The organism is Flavobacterium sp. FG68 (assembly GCF_057808895.1).
This window is the reverse complement of record NZ_JBMDIY010000006.1, coordinates 57,562-74,171: the sequence shown is the minus strand read 5'-3', so window position 1 is coordinate 74,171 and position 16,610 is coordinate 57,562. Positions and strand designations below refer to the sequence as shown.

General features: G+C 33.2%; 22 protein-coding genes. 13 read left to right on the top strand and 9 right to left on the bottom strand.

What is annotated here, in order from left to right; translation table 11 throughout:
* Positions 1 to 5: 5 nt before the first annotated feature.
* The gene (locus ACODSB_RS05775) at positions 6 to 1,160 is read right to left on the bottom strand and encodes an efflux RND transporter periplasmic adaptor subunit (RefSeq protein ID WP_180856640.1); all 1,155 of its coding nucleotides are present in this window, start codon (positions 1,158 to 1,160) and stop codon (positions 6 to 8) included.
* A 266-nt stretch (positions 1,161 to 1,426) separates the two neighbouring features.
* On the opposite strand from ACODSB_RS05775, the gene ACODSB_RS05770 reads away from it, so the two are divergent.
* The 8 genes from ACODSB_RS05770 (at position 1,427) to pdxR (ending at position 8,460) form a co-directional block, all read left to right on the top strand.
* The gene (locus ACODSB_RS05770) at positions 1,427 to 2,470 is read left to right on the top strand and encodes a sensor histidine kinase (protein WP_180856641.1); all 1,044 of its coding nucleotides are present in this window, start codon (positions 1,427 to 1,429) and stop codon (positions 2,468 to 2,470) included.
* The gene (locus ACODSB_RS05765; protein ID WP_488936327.1) at positions 2,470 to 3,201 is read left to right on the top strand and encodes a LytR/AlgR family response regulator transcription factor; all 732 of its coding nucleotides are present in this window, start codon (positions 2,470 to 2,472) and stop codon (positions 3,199 to 3,201) included. The genes ACODSB_RS05770 and ACODSB_RS05765 overlap by 1 nt, the downstream gene beginning before the upstream one ends.
* A 19-nt stretch (positions 3,202 to 3,220) precedes the next feature.
* Entirely contained in the window at positions 3,221 to 3,514 is a 294-nt protein-coding gene (locus ACODSB_RS05760) for a DUF3861 family protein (RefSeq protein ID WP_053471908.1), read from the top strand.
* Positions 3,515 to 3,645: 131 nt separating this feature from the next.
* On the top strand, positions 3,646 to 4,539 hold the full coding sequence (locus tag ACODSB_RS05755) for a dienelactone hydrolase family protein (RefSeq protein ID WP_488936326.1): 894 nt from the start codon (positions 3,646 to 3,648) through the stop codon (positions 4,537 to 4,539).
* A 17-nt stretch (positions 4,540 to 4,556) separates the two neighbouring features.
* On the top strand, positions 4,557 to 5,519 hold the full coding sequence (locus ACODSB_RS05750; protein ID WP_488936325.1) for a GlxA family transcriptional regulator: 963 nt from the start codon (positions 4,557 to 4,559) through the stop codon (positions 5,517 to 5,519).
* 73 nt (positions 5,520 to 5,592) lie between these two features.
* Positions 5,593 to 6,159, top strand: a complete 567-nt coding sequence (locus ACODSB_RS05745) for a cysteine hydrolase family protein (RefSeq protein ID WP_488936324.1) — start codon at positions 5,593 to 5,595, stop codon at positions 6,157 to 6,159.
* 119 nt (positions 6,160 to 6,278) lie between these two features.
* Positions 6,279 to 6,926, top strand: a complete 648-nt coding sequence (locus ACODSB_RS05740; protein ID WP_488936323.1) for a protoglobin domain-containing protein — start codon at positions 6,279 to 6,281, stop codon at positions 6,924 to 6,926.
* A gap of 121 nt (positions 6,927 to 7,047) precedes the next feature.
* On the top strand, positions 7,048 to 8,460 hold the full coding sequence (gene pdxR, locus ACODSB_RS05735; RefSeq protein WP_488936322.1) for a MocR-like pyridoxine biosynthesis transcription factor PdxR: 1,413 nt from the start codon (positions 7,048 to 7,050) through the stop codon (positions 8,458 to 8,460).
* Here pdxR and ACODSB_RS05730 read toward each other — a convergent pair.
* From ACODSB_RS05730 to ACODSB_RS05720, 3 genes are all read right to left on the bottom strand, one after another.
* A complete protein-coding gene (locus tag ACODSB_RS05730; RefSeq protein WP_488936321.1) occupies positions 8,455 to 9,060 on the bottom strand; it encodes a MarR family winged helix-turn-helix transcriptional regulator in 606 nt (201 codons plus the stop codon). The two genes, pdxR and ACODSB_RS05730, sit on opposite strands and share 6 nt — an antisense overlap.
* A gap of 73 nt (positions 9,061 to 9,133) precedes the next feature.
* Positions 9,134 to 9,397 (bottom strand): DUF2024 family protein, encoded by a 264-nt coding sequence (locus ACODSB_RS05725; RefSeq protein WP_256635213.1) that lies wholly within the window; start codon positions 9,395 to 9,397, stop codon positions 9,134 to 9,136.
* Positions 9,398 to 9,667: 270 nt separating this feature from the next.
* On the bottom strand, positions 9,668 to 9,895 hold the full coding sequence (locus ACODSB_RS05720) for a thioredoxin family protein (RefSeq protein ID WP_488936320.1): 228 nt from the start codon (positions 9,893 to 9,895) through the stop codon (positions 9,668 to 9,670).
* A gap of 184 nt (positions 9,896 to 10,079) precedes the next feature.
* Here ACODSB_RS05720 and ACODSB_RS05715 point away from each other — a divergent pair, with 184 nt between their 5' ends.
* On the top strand, positions 10,080 to 10,811 hold the full coding sequence (locus ACODSB_RS05715; protein WP_488936319.1) for a YggS family pyridoxal phosphate-dependent enzyme: 732 nt from the start codon (positions 10,080 to 10,082) through the stop codon (positions 10,809 to 10,811).
* Between the two features lie 30 nt (positions 10,812 to 10,841).
* Entirely contained in the window at positions 10,842 to 11,573 is a 732-nt protein-coding gene (locus tag ACODSB_RS05710; protein WP_488936318.1) for an AAA family ATPase, read from the top strand.
* A 50-nt stretch (positions 11,574 to 11,623) separates the two neighbouring features.
* Here ACODSB_RS05710 and ACODSB_RS05705 read toward each other — a convergent pair whose 3' ends face one another.
* From ACODSB_RS05705 to tnpA, 4 genes are all read right to left on the bottom strand, one after another.
* Positions 11,624 to 12,238: a thioredoxin family protein gene (locus ACODSB_RS05705; protein WP_488936317.1), complete on the bottom strand. Its 615-nt coding sequence runs from the start codon at positions 12,236 to 12,238 to the stop codon at positions 11,624 to 11,626.
* Between the two features lie 11 nt (positions 12,239 to 12,249).
* The gene (locus tag ACODSB_RS05700; protein WP_488936316.1) at positions 12,250 to 12,726 is read right to left on the bottom strand and encodes a TlpA family protein disulfide reductase; all 477 of its coding nucleotides are present in this window, start codon (positions 12,724 to 12,726) and stop codon (positions 12,250 to 12,252) included.
* 205 nt (positions 12,727 to 12,931) lie between these two features.
* A complete protein-coding gene (locus ACODSB_RS05695) occupies positions 12,932 to 13,330 on the bottom strand; it encodes a hypothetical protein (protein ID WP_488936315.1) in 399 nt (132 codons plus the stop codon).
* A 519-nt stretch (positions 13,331 to 13,849) separates the two neighbouring features.
* Positions 13,850 to 14,311 (bottom strand): IS200/IS605 family transposase, encoded by a 462-nt coding sequence (gene tnpA, locus ACODSB_RS05690; protein WP_488936314.1) that lies wholly within the window; start codon positions 14,309 to 14,311, stop codon positions 13,850 to 13,852.
* A gap of 336 nt (positions 14,312 to 14,647) precedes the next feature.
* Between tnpA and ACODSB_RS05685 the strand changes: the two genes are divergently transcribed.
* The 3 genes from ACODSB_RS05685 to ACODSB_RS05675 are packed head-to-tail and all read left to right on the top strand — an operon-like array spanning position 14,648 to position 15,817.
* The gene (locus ACODSB_RS05685; RefSeq protein WP_053471922.1) at positions 14,648 to 15,136 is read left to right on the top strand and encodes a hypothetical protein; all 489 of its coding nucleotides are present in this window, start codon (positions 14,648 to 14,650) and stop codon (positions 15,134 to 15,136) included.
* Between the two features lie 28 nt (positions 15,137 to 15,164).
* Positions 15,165 to 15,566 (top strand): hypothetical protein, encoded by a 402-nt coding sequence (locus tag ACODSB_RS05680; protein ID WP_488936313.1) that lies wholly within the window; start codon positions 15,165 to 15,167, stop codon positions 15,564 to 15,566.
* Positions 15,567 to 15,595: 29 nt separating this feature from the next.
* Complete coding sequence (locus ACODSB_RS05675; RefSeq protein ID WP_053471924.1) at positions 15,596 to 15,817, top strand: hypothetical protein; 222 nt, start codon at positions 15,596 to 15,598, stop codon at positions 15,815 to 15,817.
* Positions 15,818 to 15,956: 139 nt separating this feature from the next.
* Here ACODSB_RS05675 and ACODSB_RS05670 read toward each other — a convergent pair whose 3' ends face one another.
* Complete coding sequence (locus tag ACODSB_RS05670) at positions 15,957 to 16,337, bottom strand: SpoIIAA family protein (RefSeq protein WP_053471925.1); 381 nt, start codon at positions 16,335 to 16,337, stop codon at positions 15,957 to 15,959.
* Positions 16,338 to 16,610 lie beyond the last annotated feature (273 nt).

Below are 16,610 nucleotides of genomic sequence, written 5' to 3'. Positions count from 1 at the left end.
TTCTTTTATTTTAAATCGGCGTATACTGTTTCTGCTTTTTGATTTTGAGCTTTAATCTCGCTTCCTTCTTTAAGAGCAGCAACTCCTTCTAATACAATTTCGTCACCTGCTTTTAAACCGCTTGTTACTACATAATAATTATTAGTTGTGTTTTCAAGTACCGTGATATTCACATTTTTAGTTTTATTGTCTTTTCCTAAAACTACTGCGAATATTTTATCCTGAAGTTCAAAAGTTGCGCTTTGAGGAACTATGATTACATCTTTCACGTCATTTGGAATTCTAACTGTTGTGCTGCTTCCACTTCTGATAACTCCTCTTGGATTTGGAAAACGAGCTCTGATATTTACCGTTCCGGTTTCCGTATTAATTAATCCGTTTACGGTTTCTATTTTACCTTTTTGATCGTATGCAGAACCATCTGAAAGCAATAAAGAAACTGCCGGCAGACTTTTAATTTTTTGATTTAATGAAGCTCCGGAATCTTTAGTAAAATTCAAAAGTGCTTTTTCATTTAAAGCAAAATAAGCATATACATTTCCAATGCTCGAAACAGTAGTTAAAGGCTCTGTTGTATTTGAACTTACCAAACTTCCTAAACGAAACGGGATCGAACCTACAACGCCGTCAACCGGACTTGTTACAGTTGTATATCCTAAATTAGTTTTAGCATTTACTAAAGCGGCATTTGCCTGAGCTAAAGAGGCTACAGCAGATTCATAAGTATATTGTGCCGATTCTAAATCGTATTTACTAATAATTCCTTTTTCAACCAAGGGCCTTACTTTGTTTACAGCTAATTTTGCTGCACTTAAATCAGCCTGAGCACTTTTAATACTGGCAGATGCTGTACGAACTTGCTGCTCGTATTCTGGCGCGCTTATTTTAAATAATGGCTGTCCTGCTTTTACAACTGCTCCTTCATCAACAAAAATTTTATCGATGTATCCTTCAACTCTAGGTCGGATTTCTATATTCTGCTGGCCTTGAATACTGGCTGGATAATCGCTGTTTAATGTAGCAGATTCCGGCTGTAAAGTCAGCGTTTTATACTCTTTAACCTGCGGTGCGCCTCCGGCCTGAGCCGATTTATCATTTTTACCGCAAGATGCGATAATAACTGATGCTGCGAGAATGCTTAAAAATGATTGCTTATTCATTTGAAATAATATCTAATTATCGATTATATGACAACAAAAGAAATAAAATATAACAAGCAAAAATTTTGAAATAGACGGAGAGCAAATGACAATCGATAAAGATAGCCTGACACACGATGGGATTTTTTAAAAGTTAAACAAGCGTTTAATTCCTAAACTCATCGGCTCAAAAATGGTTTTTACGGACTGTAATTCTGTTTTTAGCGATTGGTTCAAAATCGCATTTAAATAAAGAGTAATATTGTCAAAAAAAGATAAAATTCGAAATGGCACCAAAAATATACAGACCTTATTATTTTACCGGACTTCATATTCTGAGCTGGGTATTATTGGGATTTATCATGTTGTTTTACATGCCTTTAACCTGGAATGTAATACTTCCCGGTGTGTTTTGGATTTGGCAGATCGTTGTATTGGTTTTACTAATTATCATTTTTTATTCTAATGCTAAAATCATAGTTCCAAAAACCATTATAAAAGACAATACTTCTCCGTTTTTGATTTGGGCTTTTCTCACCGTTTTTGCCATGCAGGTTATTGCTTATTTTTATACTTCTCAAACCGATCTTCACAATAAAATCAGTTTAGTTTTAGGGTTTAAAAAATACCGAAATCCATATTTTGACAATTATGTTTTAATGCTCACTTTATTGGTTTTAGGAATCAGCACGAGCTGGGCAATGTTACAGCATTGGCAGAAAGCCGCACAGCACAAACAAAAACTGGAACAGGATAAAACGATGGCCGAACTGGCAATGTTGAAAGCGCAGATTAATCCGCATTTTTTCTTTAATTCCCTAAACAGTATTTATTCGCTTACGTATACAAATATTGAAGATTCGAGAAATGCGCTTCATACGTTAAGCCGAATGATGCGCTACTTACTTTACAGTACGGAAGAAACAACTACTTTATTAAAAGAAGCCGAGTTTATGAGAGATTTTATCTCGCTGATGAAACTTCGTGCAAACAAAAAATTAACGATTACAACCGATATTCCGGAAAAGATACACGATTACCCAATTGTTCCGATGTTATTACTACCTTTAGTAGAAAATGCTTTTAAACACGGCATTCATGCTACGGATAAAAGTGAAATTTATATTTCGCTGAGACAAGACGGAAGTAATCTTGAATTTGAGGTAAAAAACACCTATTTCGAAAAAACAGCAACGACTGATGAAGGCGGAATTGGTTTAACGAATACAAAACGCAGACTTCATTTAATTTACCCAAATAAACATACGCTGACAGCCGGCATTGGTAAAAACGGAATGTATGATGTAAAACTGCAAATAAACTTAGAGTAATGACAACATTAAAATGTATAGCAGTAGATGATGAACCTCTCGCATTAAGACTTGTCGAAACTTTTATCGAACAAACTCCTTTTTTACAATTAACGGCAAGCTGTGATAATGCTGTTGAAGCCATGAGTATAATTCGGGAAAAACAGCCAGATCTTGTTTTTCTGGATATCAATATGCCTAATTTAACGGGAATGGAACTGGCGAGACTTTTGCAGGAACAGCCGGGTTTAGTGCCAAAAATCGTTTTTACAACGGCTTACAATCATTATGCTATTGAAGGTTATAAAGTAAATGCAGTCGATTATCTTTTAAAACCTTTTAGTTATGAGGAATTTCTGCGCGCTGCAAATAAAGTATTGCAAATAACAGAAGAAGCTTCAAACAACTTCCAGACGGTTGCTGCAGATGACGAATTTATTTTCTTAAAAGTAGAATATCAATGGGTTCGAATTCCACTTAAAGAAATTTTATATATCGAAAGTTTAAAAGATTATGTAAAAGTACATCTTGACGATTCTCAAAAAGGAGTGCTTTCGCTGATATCCTTAAAAGCTTTAGAAGAAAAACTACCATCGGCAAAATTTATGCGTGTTCATCGCTCGTTTATCGTTTCTCTTGACAAAATAAACGCCATTACCAAGAATTCAATTTTCATTGGAAAAACTGAAATTACGGTGGGCGAACAATACAAAGAAACGTTTAAAACGATTGTCGATAAATGGCTGAAATAATATTGAAAATTAAAATATCATGCAAAAAAGATCCAACAAATATTATCTAACTCTAAGCTTAAAAGAATATGCCAACGGCGACACGCATCCGGCAAAAGAACTGGGAATAGAATTCGATAATCACGACGAAATTTTCGGAATCATCCAAAAAATAAAAGACAAAAATATATTCGAAAATCCGCATGAAGCCACACAATTTGCACTTGGTTTAAAATTGTTCAGCGAAATAAAACTAAAACACCGAAATAATCCTTTATTTGATGAATTGAATGAAGTGTTTCCTGTTTTTATGAAGAAGTTGAAAAGTCTTTAAACGGAAGTTTTCAGTCGCAGTCACAGTTTTCAGTTTCTCCAGCTAAAACTATTCACTAAGGAATATTCATAATTCATAATCAACAATTAACTTTTTATTCCCTAATTTAGTTATCCCAAAAAATCAAGATCATGGATAACAAAATAACCAAAGAAGATATCAGTCAGGAAGTATTTGATTTATATGATGATTATGCTCATAATAAAATTAACCGAAGACAGTTTGTAGAAAAACTTTCCATATTTGCGGTTGGTTCGCTTACACTTCCGTCACTTTTAAGTTTTATGACGCCCAATTATGTCGACAGTATTTTAGTGCAGCCAACAGATCCTAGATTAAAAACGGGCTACATCAACTACGATTCTCCAAAAGGCGGCGGTTCTATAAAAGGGCTTTTATCGCAGCCCGCTGAAACCAAAAAGAAATTACCCGGAATAATTGTGGTTCACGAAAATCGCGGACTTAATCCGTATATTGAAGATGTGGGAAGAAGAGCTGCAATTGAAGGATTTATTACTCTTGCACCAGATGCCTTGTCGCCATTAGGCGGTTATCCCGGCAATGATGACCAAGGTCGAGAACTGCAAAAGAAACGTACCAAAGAAGAAATGCTCGAAGACTTTATTGCTGCTTACGAATATCTTAAAGCGCACCCAGATTGTAACGGTTATATTGGCGTTGTTGGTTTTTGTTTTGGTGGATGGATTTCGAATATGATGGCGGTAAAAATTCCCGATTTAAAGGCTGCGGTTCCGTATTACGGCGGACAGCCAACAAAAGAAGAAGCTGAAAAAATAAAGACTCCGCTCCTATTGCATTACGCAGGTTTAGATACTCGTGTAAACGAAGGCTGGCCGGTATTTCAGGAAGTTTTAAACAAAAATAAAGTCGAAAATACCGCTTATTTTTATCCAAATGTAAATCACGGTTTTCATAACAATACAACGCCAAGATACGATGAAGCAGCGGCAACGCTGTCGTGGACGAGGACTATCGATTTTTTTAAAACCAAACTGAAAAAATAAACGGGAATTCTCCAACAATGACAAAAACCAAACCATCGGTTTATTTCTATATTCCAAAACAGGTAACTTTACTTGATTTGAGCGGAGTTGTCGAAGTATTTCAGGAAGCTCGTGATTTGGGTTTAGATTATCAGCTGGTATTTATCAGCGGGCAATCTTCTGTAAGTTCAAATTCAGGTTTAGAACTTTCTTCCTTAATTCATTTTACAAAAGTTAACCCTCAGAAAGAAGATATTATTTTTATCTCCGGATTTAGCACTCGTTCTTTACATACCATTTCTGATGATCCAGATTTTTTTGACTGGCTGCATAAAGCAAATCAAAATCAAACTACAATTTGCAGTGTTTGTACCGGAGCATTTCTTTTGGCAAAATCCGGTCTTTTAGATTATAAAGAATGTACCACGCATTGGAAATTTGTTGAGAAACTTAAAAGTGATTTTCCTCTTCTAAAAACACAAAAAAATACGCTTTATACTAAATCTGAAAATATTTATACAAGTGCCGGAATTGTTACCGGAATTGATTTGGCTTTATTTCTAATTGAAGAAAGACACGGTAAAGAAACAGCATCAAAAATAGCCAAAGAACTCGTAGTTTATAAAAGAAGAAACGGAACCGAAGAACAGGAAAGTGTTTATTTACAATACCGAAATCATCGCGATGAAAAAATCCATACCATTCAGGATTGGATTATTTACAATTTAGAAAAAACGTCGACAATTGAATTTTTAGCCGAATTAGTTTATGTAAGTCCGCGAAATCTCACTCGAATTTTTAAGAAAGAAACAGGCGTAACAATTGCTGAATATCGCACCAAATTAAGAATTGAAAAAGCAAAAAGTCTTCTCGCTAATTCAGATTATAAAATTGAACATATTGCACATTTATGCGGTTATAAAACTTCTAAACAATTAAAAATTGTACTGCATCAAAATAGCGATACTTTGAGTTCTTCTATCAAAAGTCTGTTGTCCTAAACCGACTATTGTTTGTCCTTTTTCTGCATTTAGTTCCAAAGTACATTTGTAATCTAATCAAATAGATAAACAAATGAAACTTAGAGAAAAAAATCCCGCTTTGGTCATAATTGACATGCAAAAAGGTTTTAATGAAGAAGACTTTTGGGGCGGCAACCGAAACAATAAAGATGCCGAAACAAAAATTGCAATAATTCTTAAAGAATGGAGAACGCTGCAATTACCCATTTTTCACATTGTGCACAGTTCTGTACATCCAAATTCAAAATTGCATCCTTCTAATCCCGGATTTGAAATTAAAGATGAAGCAAAACCAATTGGCAATGAACCTGTAATTACAAAAAATGTAAACAGCGCTTTTATTGGCACGGATTTAAAAGAAAGACTAGACTCGCAAAACATCACCAATCTTGTTATTGTGGGTTTAACTACCAATCACTGTGTTTCTACAACAACCAGAATGTCCGGAAATTATGGTTATGAAACTTTATTAATTGCGGATGCTACAGCTACGTTTGACAGAATGGGTGTAAATGGCGAAAAGTTTGATTCAGAATTAATTCATCAAACTACTTTAGCCAGTCTGCATAAGGAATTTGCAGAAGTAATTACGACAGAAAAACTATTGGAATTAGTATAAAATAATCACAGCTTTTTAAACCAGTTTAGCATTATAAATCAAAAAACTGGATCATTTTTTAGTTAGGATGCCTACCTAAGTTTGTCATGACAATAATGTCCTAACAAAAAATCAAAAAAATGAAAAAAGCAATTTTAGCAGTAATACTAGTTATTACCCTGCAAACCGCAGCGCAGGAAACAAAAGCACCGCAAGGTTATACGTACGGAACTAAAGAAGTAGCAAAATCACCATTTACACTTGAAGAATTAAAACTTTTAGAACAATCTTTACTTTTTTCTGAAGAAGATGTAAAGTATTTACAAATGAGTCACGACATTCTTGAAGGCCAAACAGATGCCATTTTGGACGTTTGGTACGGATTTGTGGGATCGACGCCGCAATTGGTTTACTTTTTTGGAAACACCAAAACCGGAAAACCAGACGGAGAATATTTGGCAAAAGTCAGAGGTCGTTTTAAAATGTGGATTCTCCAAACGACTGAAGCAAAATACGATCAGGATTGGCTTAATTACCAATATGAAATTGGCTTAAGACATTACACCACCAAGAAAAACAAAACAGATAACGTTACTTCTGTTCCTGTGATCAATTATCGTTATATTCCGGCTTTAACCATTCCGGTTACAACGACGTTAAAACCATTTTTGGCAAAAACCGGAGCAAGTACTGCCGATGTTGATAAAATGTATAATGCCTGGGTAAAAAGTGTTTTAATGCAAAGTATACTTTGGGGTCAGCCTTACATGAAAAAAGGAGAATTCTAAAACCAAAAAACAGCCTAAACTAATGATCAGTTCTGGCTGTTTTTTTATTTATTGCACGACAAAATTATTGTAAATTTGGTCTATCCACAAAATACACTTTTAATTTAAATCACTAGTCCAGATGCTCAGACCTTGGCAATTTGAAATTCACTTAGATAAAAAATCAGACAAAGCACTTTACCTGCAAATTGCTGATGCTATTATCAATGCGGTTAAATCCGGAAAACTAACCAGTGGAAATGCTTTGCCCGGAAGCCGTCAACTTGCTGGACTATTAAATGTGAACAGAAATACGGTAATTGAAGCTTTAGATGTTTTAATTGCCGAAGGCTGGCTGATTACGATGGAACGAAAAGGAACTTTTATTGCCGATATCCTGCCTGAAATCAGCCCGAATAAAAAAGCAGAAACACAAGTAAATATTACAGTCGAAAACCATAAACCGCATCTCGTTTTTGATGACGGACTTCCCGACAGCCGCCTTGCTCCTATGAACGATCTGGCCCGTGCATATCGAGAAATATTCAACAGAAAATCGCGCTGGCAGATTATGGGTTACAGCAATGAACTTGGGAATATCGAATTTCGAAAAGCGATTGTACAAATGCTGAATTTTAAACGCGGAATGAATGTTTCTCTGGATGAAATCTGCATAACACGCGGCAGTCAAATGGCAATGTATCTGGCGGCGCATTGTTTATTGTCAAAAGGAGATTATGTGATAATCGAAAATCCCGGTTATAAACCTGCCTGGGAAGCGTTTGAAAATGCCGGTGCGAGTCTGCTTCCGGTTAGTGTTACCAAAGATGGTTTGGATTTAGATGAAGTCGAAAATCATCTTAAAAAACATTCTTCTGTAAAAGCGATTTATGTAACGCCGCATCACCAGTTTCCAACTACGGTTACGATGAGTTTGAAGAAAAGATTAAAACTTATTAAACTTTCGAATCAATACGGATTTACGATTATTGAAGATGATTATGATAATGAGTTTCATTTCGGACAACGTCCAATATTGCCCATTTCGAGTTACAGCAATGCGAAAAACTTTATTTACATTGGAACTTTGAGTAAAATTGTAGCTCCGGCTTTGCGAATTGGTTACGTTGCAAGTTCTTCTCAAAATATTGAAAAAATAGCGAATCACCGCAGAATAATTGATGTTCAGGGTGATAATATTATGGAAGAAGCGGTTCTGCATCTTATCAATGAAGGGAAAATTAAGAGACATCTCAAAAAAACAAACCTGATTTACAAAGCCAAAAGAGATCATTTTGAAAGCCTTTGCAAACTTCATTTAAAAGATAAAATTACTTTTATTAAACCCGAAGGCGGTTTGGCTTTTTGGATTGTTCCGAATAAAATTGTTAACTCAGAAAAAATCTGCACCGAATTGCTTTCAAAAGGAATCAAAATTATGTTTCCTGAAAAATTCAGTTTTGGCACTCCAATAAATGGATTTAGATTAGGATATGCATCGCTTACCGAAGAACAAATGGAAGAAGGAATAAAAGCAATTTCAAAATATTTATAAACGAACTGGTTTGTGATCGTTACAATCTAATCTGATGTCTTTTGTTTCTAATTTAATGCCCATTAATCGGCAATACTTATTTCCGTTTTGCTGTACAAAATAACCGCAATTGTGACACGTACTCTGAACATTTATAACTTGCAGATTATGCAATTGCTCAATTACAGAACTAAGATTTTTCCATAAAATTGATTTCTCCTTTTCAGGTACAATTTTTACTAAATCAAATAAAGGATCTGTAAAATCTTCGGTAACTAAAACCATTTCTAAACCTTTAGTTGTTAGTTCAATTGTAGAACTTCTGGAATCATTGACATTTACAACTTTTGTAATGTATTTTTTTTGTTCCAAAATTTTAATCGTGTCGCTTATTGTAGCTTTTGTTAAATGGAATTCTTTCGCCAGATAACTTACCGTTGCTTTAGTTTTGGTGTGATGTTTTATAAATATCAAAACCTGAATTTGTATCGGACTCAAATCGTGTTTTTTTGCTTTTTCCCACAACAAAACCCTGAAAACCTGCGATAAGCGTTCAAATCCTGCCGTAATTTTTCCGTCTAAACTATTGTTTTGTGTTTCTAAATCGAAGATATTTTTCATAATTATAACAAATAAAATAGACTGAAAGCCCCCACACTTTCAGTCTACGAATTAATAATTCTAAACGAAAAATTTAATAACAGTTTTCCATTTCAATAATCGAAAAACCGTCTTTAAGAATTTGATTTTCTATATCTGCAGGAGCTTTATCGATATGACAAAATCTGCATTCTTTTGAGGTCAAAGGCTGACCTTCCTGTAAAACTGTTTTAAGGTATGCTTTACCATATTCAAAAACCTGATTTGCATCTTCTGTAGTTTCATCAACCAAAATATCAAAATGCATTATTTTACCGTCTTTTCGGGTTACATAAGTATCCCATACTGCTACTTTCATCTTATTTTTATTTTTTTATTTGTTGTGTTGTTATTTTTAAACACATAGAGACATAGTTTTTAAAGCGTAGTAAAGGCGTTTCACTTGTTTAAACAAACATAGCTATGTGTTAGAAACTAGTTTCTTTTTGCGCTCTTTTTAAAAGAAAAAATCTATGTTTCTATGTGTTAAAAATTAAATTCCTTGTTTTGTTTTAAGTATATTATTTACTCTGATAAGTCAACTTTGTCAAAGTTTAAAACTTTGACAAAGTTTGAAGACTATTTGTATTTACCCAATCACTTCTTCCATAGAAGCACCAAAATTAATGTGCAATACATTCCCGTTTGGCGTTACCAAAGCCGGAACTGATTTTATACCAGCCTTTTGAGCTTCAGCAATTCGAGATCTGTCTTCTCCGATGTTTACTACTTCAACATCTTTTACTAAATTTAAAATGTCGTGTTCTGCGCTTACGCAAACTGGACAACCTGCATGATAAAAAATTGAATTACTCATCTTGATTTGATTTTAATTTGACTTTATTGCCGAGACAAAATTAGGCAGGATACCTAACCATTAAATAATCCAGTTTTGTCATTTCTGAGCATTTTCTGGTCTGGTTTCTTTAAGAATCTGGACTAGTTCATATAGAAAAAACTGGATCTTTTTTACATTCCACGATTGCGATACCTTTGTGAATATGAAAGAGGATATTATTTTTAATTTGAAACAGGTTCACGATCGTATTGAAAATGCCTGTAAAGTTTCGGGCAGAGATGTTTTTGATGTGCAATTATTATTGGCAACCAAAACTGTTCCTGCAGAAAGAATACAAATTGCAATTGAAGCCGGAGAAAACCTGATTGGTGAAAATAAAATGCAGGAGTTCAGAGATAAGGATTCTGAATTAAAAGATTTAAAAATAGAACGTCATTTTATTGGTCATTTACAAACTAATAAAGTCAAAGATGTTTTAAAATATGTAAGCTGTATTCAATCTCTGGATCGGTTAAGTCTCGCAGAGGAATTACACAAACAACTTTTAAAAGAAAACCGAAATCTTGATGTTTTTATTCAGGTCAACACTTCTTTTGAAGAAAGTAAATTTGGATTGCAACCTTCAAAAGTTGTTTCTTTTATTAAAGAAATCAGGAAGTATGACACTTTAAAAATCAAAGGATTAATGACGATTGGATTATTAGATGTTGAGAAAGAAAAAATGCGTCCGTCGCTTCGTTTGCTTCGAGAAATAAGGGATGAAATTTATGATGCAAAAATTGATGGAATAACCAATTTAAAACTTTCGATGGGAATGTCTCAGGATTTAGAGTTAGCTATTGCCGAAGGTTCAAACATGGTGCGAATTGGAACTTCTATTTTTGGAAACCGTTTTTTAGGGAAAGAAGTCTGGAATGAAAATATTGCAGAATAAAACTTAATTTTGCACCAAATAAAATCTCAAATGAATCTGTACGAACTTGTTGTAACCGATACTGAAAAAATTGCGCTTGAAGATCTGCTTTTTAGCAAAGAGAATAAATCTGCCTTGCTTCAAACAATAAAAGAGCATAAATACATTGAAGAATTAAAAAAGTACAATTTAAAAGTTGATAATAAAATTCTGCTTCACGGGCATTCTGGCTGCGGGAAAACGACAACTGCAAAAGCTATTGCAACGGCTTTAAATAAAAGTATTGTTATTATCAATCTGAGCACTTTAATCAATGCTAAAATTGGTGAAACGTCTAAAAATGTAAAAGCTATTTTCGATAAAGCGATTCGCGAAAAAGCTGTTTTATTTCTGGATGAATTTGATCAAATTGGAAAAAGCCGTGAAAGCGACGACAAAGATGTTGCCGAAATGAGACGTTTGGTAAATACTATTATTCAGTTAATCGATTATTTACCAACAGATAGTTTTCTGATTTGCGCTACCAATTTTTACAACAGTATAGATACAGCTTTACTGCGAAGATTTCAAATTAAACTAAAGTTTGAAATGCCAAACGAAAAGGAATTGGATATTTATTACGATAAAATATTGGCTGATTTTCCTGTTCATTTTCAGGATATTCCACGTAAATATGATATTTCTTATGCTGAAGCAAAAGATTATATTCAGACGATAATGAAAAGACAAATTATTGCTGAACTGGAACTTAAAGAACAAAAAATCAGCGAAACTATTTCATAAAAAAACGCCTCATAAATGAGGCGTTTTTTAAACAAATTAAATTCTGATAACTAAGCTTTTGCTTTTCTTTTTACTGTACAGCCAATTTCTTTAGTTTGAGTTACAGCTGGTTTTTGACCGCTTTTTAAAGATGCAATTACATCTTCGGCATATTTTACTTTTTCCGCTTTTGTTCCTTCGGGATCGTTGTCAATTGCTCCAACATATTCTACTACATTTCCTTTTGCAGTTTTAGAAACGATAAAAATGTGAGGTGTACGTTTTGCTCCGTATTCGTCTGTAATTTTTTGTCCTGCATCAAATAAATATGGGAAAGGGTATTTTTTCTCTTTTGCCAAATCCTGCATTTTATTGAAAGTATCTGCCGTAGAAGCTTCCGGATCGTTTGGATTAATGGCAATTACCGGATATCCCTGTGGTTTGAATTTTTTATCTAAATCAATGATTCTTTGCTCATAACCTACAGCGTAAGGACATGTATTACAAGTAAAAACAACGATATAACCTTTAGCATTTGGAAAACTTCCAAAAGAAACTTCTTTATTGTCTACATTTTTTAACTTAAAATCCGGTGCAGTATCTCCGGCTTTAAGAGTTGTTCCTGTTTGCGCCTGCGCTAAAAAGGCAGAAAGTGCCAATGCGAATAATAGAATTATTTTTTTCATGGTTTACGGGTTTACAGTTTTTTATATTCAGTTAATAATTGTTCATAGGTAAATTCACTTTCTACAAATTTTCGTTTGTCATCTTTGATAAAAAGTGTTGCGGGAATACTTCCTGACCAGCTTGGATCAATTCGGTCGATAAATTCCTGCGGACTGCTTTCGTTTAAAAGAAATACTTCATTTTTAAGGTTTTTTCTTTTCACAAACGGAACGACATTCGAACTTAATTTTGATTTAAAATCAAGACTTACTAATAAAACGGCCAATTTTTCGGATTTGTGTTCTGCGCTGAGTTTTTCGAAATGCGGCAGTTCTTTAATGCAGGGTGCGCACCAGGTTGCCCAAAAATTGACTACATAAGTACTGTCTTTTCCGTTTTTGATTCTTTCATTAAGTTGATTGATATTTAACAGCTTCACATTCTGACTATAAGCTGAAATTGAAAAAACACCAAATAGAAATACATACAAAAAAGACTTGATTTTCATGAGGTACAGTGCTTTAGGATTAATTTGTGCCTTACAAATATAAACTAATGAAATCTTACTTTTTGTTAATGAAAATTTAATGCAGGAAAAAAAATTGCCACAAAGGCACAAAGACGCAAAGTTTTATTTCTCAAAACAAAAAAATGTTCCATGGGAACATTTTTTTAATAGTTTTTTTGATATCGTTGCGTAGGAACTTTTGATATTACATTCCGCTTTTAATATTTACATTATTAACAAACAAAAGTGGCTGCATCGTATCCATTTTGGTTAAAGATAAAATCCCATTTTTATTCTCATTTATGGCAATTATTTTAAAACAAAATTCATTTCCGTCTTTATCCATTAAAGTTATAAATTCGGTATTATCATCTGAATTATTTTGACAGCTATGTGAAATAGTGTAGCGAAACATAACCTTAAAGGTATCCTTGTCATAATTATACAATTTTCCATCTGAACCAAATATCCATTTTGCATTTCGGTTTGCATCATTATACCAGGTTCCGATAATTTTTTTTGATGAAGGATCTTCAGATTGATTCTGTGCAAAGACTGCTGAGATTTGCAATAAAAACAGTAGAATTAAAATTAGTTTTTTCATATTCTTTTATTCTTTAATTATGTATTAATCCAAGTAAATTTAGGATTGTCTATAACATTGCATTTCCTGCAAAAAGTTTTAATGTGTTATGATAAGTCAAATTTAATGAAATAAAAAAGTCGCCAAAAATATTTTTTATAATCTAAATATCATAAAAAATCATTAACCATAAAATTTTGCTAGAACTATTCCGTAGGAACAATTCATTGGTAGAAAAAATATTTGCGTTTTCGATATCGTTCCGTAGGAACGTTTGGTAATACATAATTGGTTATTTCAAAATTGTAATACAAATGTTCTCTATTATAATCAAACGTTCCTACGGAACGTTATTTTCATTAATCAATTTAGGACTACCTACAAGATGTTCCTACGGAACATAATATTTTAATGAATACAAAAAATTATCTTCCATTACCAACAATTGATAACTTCAAAACGAAAATGTTCCGTAGGAACATCTCATTGGTAGAAAAAAAATATACGTATTTTAGTTACGTTCCATAGGAACGTTTGATATTACAAAATTGGTTCTTTAAAAATATATTGTTCGTCATATTCTATTTCAAATGCTTTTAAAAGCTTCTGATATTCCTCCAAAAATGTTTCTTTTTTATGATGCTGTTCCTGATTTTGTATATAATGAATTACATTCTGAACATGACTCCTTGAATATGAAAATGCTCCGTAACCTTCCTGCCAAGCAAAATTCACGGAGAATTTTTGTTCTTTAATCCATTTACTTGTTTCTGTCTTTACATTTTGAATTAGTGAAGAAACAGATTGCGTTGGGCGCATTCCTATAAATATATGAATATGATCTGGCATGCTGTTTATACAAAGCATTTTATGTTGATTTGATTGGATTATGCCAGTTATGTATTGATGTAATCTGTCTTTCCATTCTGCTGCAATTAATCCTTTTCTGAATTTTACTGCGAATACAAATTGTATATGTAATTGTGTGTATGTGTTTGCCATCTTTGTGTATATTATCAAACGTTCCTACGGAACGTAATAAAAAATAATGCTATTTAAGTCTACCAATGAAATGTTCCGATGGAACATTTCATTTCTAAAATTTCTATAAAATTAACTAACATCAAATATTTAGAATATCTCATAAAAGTCCTTTAAATATTAATTTAGGGTGAAAAGCTTATTCTCATCTGAAGAATTATCTAAACCAGTTTCTTTCAATAATACTTTGTATTATATAACCAACTGTTAATTATGCAACTATAATTTATTTTCCTGTAAAACATTCCGTCTACACGCTTGTTAACTTTGTAAAATACAACTTTAAAACGTAAAGCCATGGAAAAGCAAAACAACTATGACTACGGTCATACGGATCCGGATTTTATAGATCAAAATACGCTTGTAGATGGGACGTATTCTAATGAAGATCAATACAAACAGGATTTAAAGAAAGAAAATAATTGGGAATTTGGCGAAAGCGATCCTGATGTTATAGAGCAAAATACACTGATAGATAATGACAATTATGCAAGAGATGAAGATCCTTATCAATATCAGGAAGAGTTTATCGAAGATTTGAAACATCCTGAACAGGATTTTGAAAAAAATTCGAATGTTAGATCTGAAAATATTCCAAATGAGGAAAGAATCATAAATGAAGATGATGCCATTACCAATGACGGTGAAGAAAATGATTTTGATGATGAGTATGATCCGGATTTAGATTCTGAAGATGATTTAGAAAAAGACGGAGATCTTGATAATGACGAAGAGTTAGACGATTTTGACGCTGAACATTATCCGGAAAACCACCCGAGAGAATAAGAAAAACTAGTTAAAGCATTATCAGTTTATGACTATAGCAACTCAAATTTTCTGGCTGTTTATACTGGCTGTTCCCATAGCTTGTATCAGCTGGACTATAACGCACGAAGAGATTTTTAGAGAACCTCATGAATGGTGTGTAAAACGGTCTCAAAATGAGAAGTTTTTACTCACTAGAAAGTTCTTTTATCTTTTTACCTGCGAATATTGTTTTAGTCATTACGTTACAATTGGCTTTTTATTTTTGACAGATTATAAACTTTTGTTAAACGACTGGCGCGGTTATATTTTGGCCGGGTTTTCGCTGGTGTTTATGGCAAACATTTATATGAGTCTTTTTGCACTTCTTCGACAAGCTATAAAAAAAGAAAAAGTGGAAATTGAAAAAATTGAGACTGAAACTGATAAAGAAAAGAATATTAACAAATAGAAATACGTATAATTAAATAAATAAAAATCATGGAAAATTTACAATTCATTGACCCATTATTGCACGGAATAAAACCTATCGAAAATAATACTGCTAATCTTTCTGTAAAACAGCTGGCTATTGCCGGATTTGGTTCTATTTTAGTTGGAGCTGTTTTAAAGAAAACCGGACATAATAAAGCTGCCGCAATTGTAGGAAGTCTTGCACTGCCATTATTGTCTGCAGCAGTTTATAAAAAAGTAGCAAAGTAATAAAAGAAAAACGTTTGCTAATTGCGAAAATGCCCGTTAAGGTTTTAAACCTAACGGGCATTTTCTATTAATGTCATGTTTGTTTTTATTTGCTGATGATCAATTATCTAATTGTCGCATTCTCTAATTAGCTAATTTATTAATTAGCCGGCAAATTTATATTTCCTTCAACCCAGTTTAAGGCTTTGTTGAAAGCTTCTTTTTTAAATCCGTGGAATTCTCCGGGAACTACATAACTGAACCCGTTTGTGAAAGAGATAATATCTTCAGAATCTGTTACGATGGCCGCCCTATTCCATTTCCCTAAATGTTTTAATCCTAAAAGTGCATCCTGAAGCCATGCACCGGCTGTGAAATTTTTAATATCAGTGTCGAGTACCAATAAAAAATTGATTTCGTTAGTTTGCTTTACTAAATGTTCTACTGCAGGAACCACAGCGGTTAAAAAATCTTCTTTTGTTACTTCTGCCAATGCTCTAAAGGCAACAATGTTATCGGTAGTGTCAATTTGATGTATCATGGTTTTTTACACTTTTTGAGTTATTTAAATAGTTGTTTTATTCTTTTGATATCCAATATCAAATGCTACTCAAATTTACTTATTTTCAAACAGTTAAATCTTACATTTTTCTTAATTGTTTATTATATTTTTTTCAGTTTCTGAGATTCTAAGATGCTAAGGTTCTAAGTTTTTTTCTGTAGAGACGCACAGCAGTGCGTCTAACGTCCAATATTCCATTCCAATAAAACATGTGTTGTTCTCACGCGATGTTAGACGCACTGCTGTGCGTCT

Bases quoted from the DNA above. Each gene is read 5' to 3' on its own strand.
- ACODSB_RS05720 (WP_488936320.1), bottom strand. From the start codon at position 9,895: ATGAGTAATTCAATTTTTTATCATGCAGGTTGTCCAGTTTGCGTAAGC.
- ACODSB_RS05700 (WP_488936316.1), bottom strand. From the start codon at position 12,726: ATGAAAATCAAGTCTTTTTTGTATGTATTTCTATTTGGTGTTTTTTCA.
- ACODSB_RS05725 (WP_256635213.1), bottom strand. From the start codon at position 9,397: ATGAAAGTAGCAGTATGGGATACTTATGTAACCCGAAAAGACGGTAAA.
- ACODSB_RS05770 (WP_180856641.1), top strand. From the start codon at position 1,427: ATGGCACCAAAAATATACAGACCTTATTATTTTACCGGACTTCATATT.
- ACODSB_RS05745 (WP_488936324.1), top strand. From the start codon at position 5,593: ATGAAACTTAGAGAAAAAAATCCCGCTTTGGTCATAATTGACATGCAA.
- ACODSB_RS05710 (WP_488936318.1), top strand. From the start codon at position 10,842: ATGAATCTGTACGAACTTGTTGTAACCGATACTGAAAAAATTGCGCTT.
- ACODSB_RS05775 (WP_180856640.1), bottom strand. From the start codon at position 1,160: ATGAATAAGCAATCATTTTTAAGCATTCTCGCAGCATCAGTTATTATC.
- ACODSB_RS05695 (WP_488936315.1), bottom strand. From the start codon at position 13,330: ATGAAAAAACTAATTTTAATTCTACTGTTTTTATTGCAAATCTCAGCA.
- ACODSB_RS05755 (WP_488936326.1), top strand. From the start codon at position 3,646: ATGGATAACAAAATAACCAAAGAAGATATCAGTCAGGAAGTATTTGAT.
- ACODSB_RS05685 (WP_053471922.1), top strand. From the start codon at position 14,648: ATGGAAAAGCAAAACAACTATGACTACGGTCATACGGATCCGGATTTT.
- ACODSB_RS05670 (WP_053471925.1), bottom strand. From the start codon at position 16,337: ATGATACATCAAATTGACACTACCGATAACATTGTTGCCTTTAGAGCA.
- ACODSB_RS05730 (WP_488936321.1), bottom strand. From the start codon at position 9,060: ATGAAAAATATCTTCGATTTAGAAACACAAAACAATAGTTTAGACGGA.
- ACODSB_RS05680 (WP_488936313.1), top strand. From the start codon at position 15,165: ATGACTATAGCAACTCAAATTTTCTGGCTGTTTATACTGGCTGTTCCC.
- ACODSB_RS05765 (WP_488936327.1), top strand. From the start codon at position 2,470: ATGACAACATTAAAATGTATAGCAGTAGATGATGAACCTCTCGCATTA.
- ACODSB_RS05740 (WP_488936323.1), top strand. From the start codon at position 6,279: ATGAAAAAAGCAATTTTAGCAGTAATACTAGTTATTACCCTGCAAACC.
- ACODSB_RS05705 (WP_488936317.1), bottom strand. From the start codon at position 12,238: ATGAAAAAAATAATTCTATTATTCGCATTGGCACTTTCTGCCTTTTTA.
- tnpA (WP_488936314.1), bottom strand. From the start codon at position 14,311: ATGGCAAACACATACACACAATTACATATACAATTTGTATTCGCAGTA.
- ACODSB_RS05675 (WP_053471924.1), top strand. From the start codon at position 15,596: ATGGAAAATTTACAATTCATTGACCCATTATTGCACGGAATAAAACCT.
- pdxR (WP_488936322.1), top strand. From the start codon at position 7,048: ATGCTCAGACCTTGGCAATTTGAAATTCACTTAGATAAAAAATCAGAC.
- ACODSB_RS05715 (WP_488936319.1), top strand. From the start codon at position 10,080: ATGAAAGAGGATATTATTTTTAATTTGAAACAGGTTCACGATCGTATT.
- ACODSB_RS05760 (WP_053471908.1), top strand. From the start codon at position 3,221: ATGCAAAAAAGATCCAACAAATATTATCTAACTCTAAGCTTAAAAGAA.
- ACODSB_RS05750 (WP_488936325.1), top strand. From the start codon at position 4,557: ATGACAAAAACCAAACCATCGGTTTATTTCTATATTCCAAAACAGGTA.